Genomic DNA, 1661 nt, shown 5'->3' on the forward strand with positions numbered 1-1661 from the left:
TTTCCAGGTCGGCGGCGCCGTCATCACCGTGACCCAGCTTTTCATCCTGGGCGCCACCGTTGTCTCCCTTTCCGTGCTGATGTGGCTGGTTCATTACACCAAGCTCGGCCGTGCCATGCGGGCTACCGCCGAGAACCCCCGCGTTGCAGCGCTGATGGGTGTGCGACCCGACACCGTCATCTCGGCCACCTTCATCATCGGTGCCATCCTCGCCGCGCTGGCCGGCGTGATGTATGCCTCCAATTACGGCACGGTGCAGCACACCATGGGCTTTTTGCCCGGACTCAAAGCCTTCACCGCGGCTGTCTTCGGCGGCATTGGCAACCTCGGCGGTGCGGTGCTGGGCGGCATATTGCTGGGCCTCATTGAATCCATCGGCGCCGGGTACATCGGCCCGTTGACGGGCGGGGTGCTGGGCAGCCAGTATTCCGACATCTTTGCGTTCATCGTGCTGATTTTTGTGCTCACGCTGCGGCCTTCCGGCCTGCTGGGTGAGCGTGTAGCGGACCGGGCGTGACGCCGCGTCCATCCGGTACACAAGGAGAACCCTCATGACTTCCGACAAATCGAAAAAACTCATTACCTTCCTGGTCGTCGCGGCGGCGCTGCTGGTGCTGCCCTTGATCCTGCAGCAGGGCGGCAACGCCTGGGTGCGCATTGTTGACATGGCGCTGCTGTATGTGTTGCTGGCGCTGGGCCTGAACATTGTGGTCGGCTATGCCGGCCTGCTCGACCTGGGTTATGTCGCCTTCTTCGCGGTGGGTGCCTACCTGTTCGCGCTGCTCGGCTCGCCCCATCTGGCCGATGCGTTCCCCTGGATCGCGGCGCAATTCCCGAACGGGCTGCACCTGCCGATCTGGGCCATCATCCCGATGGCCGCGGCGCTGGCGGGCTTTTTCGGCGTGCTGCTGGGAGCGCCAACCCTCAAGCTGCGCGGCGACTACCTCGCCATCGTCACACTGGGTTTCGGTGAAATCATCCGCGTGTTCCTGAACAACCTGGACCGCCCCATCAATCTGACCAACGGCCCCAAGGGCATCAGCCAGATCGACTCGATGAAGTTCTTCGGTTTTGACCTGGGCAAGCCGCACGAGTTTTTCGGCTTCGAGGTCAACTCGGTGTCGATGTACTACTACCTTTTCCTGGTGCTCGTGATCGTCTCGGTCGTGGTTTGCCACCGCCTGGAAAATTCCCGCATCGGCCGCGCCTGGATGGCTATCCGCGAAGACGAAATCGCAGCCAAGGCCATGGGCATCAACACCCGCAACCTGAAGTTGCTGGCCTTCGGCATGGGCGCCACCTTCGGCGGTGTGTCGGGCTCCATGTTTGCCGCCTTCCAGGGTTTTGTGTCTCCCGAGTCCTTCAGCCTGATGGAGTCGGTGATGATTGTGGCCATGGTGGTGCTGGGCGGTATCGGCCATTTGCCTGGCGTCATCCTGGGTGCCTTGCTGCTGGCCGCGCTGCCCGAAGTGCTGCGCCATGTGGCCGGCCCGCTGCAGGCCATGACCGATGGCCGGCTCGACTCCGCCATCCTGCGCCAGCTGCTGATTGCACTGGCCATGATCAGCGTCATGCTGATGCGTCCGCGCGGCCTGTGGCCTGCTTCCGAGCACGGCAAGTCGCTGAACAAGCCCGTCGGCCCGGACCCTATCCAGTCAATC

General features: G+C 63.0%; 2 protein-coding genes. Both read left to right on the plus strand.

What is annotated here, in order from left to right:
- A partial coding sequence (locus tag AC1D0Z_RS21165) for a branched-chain amino acid ABC transporter permease (RefSeq protein WP_477660124.1) occupies positions 1 to 517 on the plus strand: 517 nt, incomplete at its 5' end.
- Between the two features lie 34 nt (positions 518 to 551).
- Positions 552 to 1661, plus strand: a 1110-nt coding sequence (locus AC1D0Z_RS21170; RefSeq protein WP_477660125.1) for an ABC transporter permease subunit, incomplete at its 3' end; no start/stop codon positions are given.

It is taken from the genome of Polaromonas sp. P1_E3, assembly GCF_056405935.1.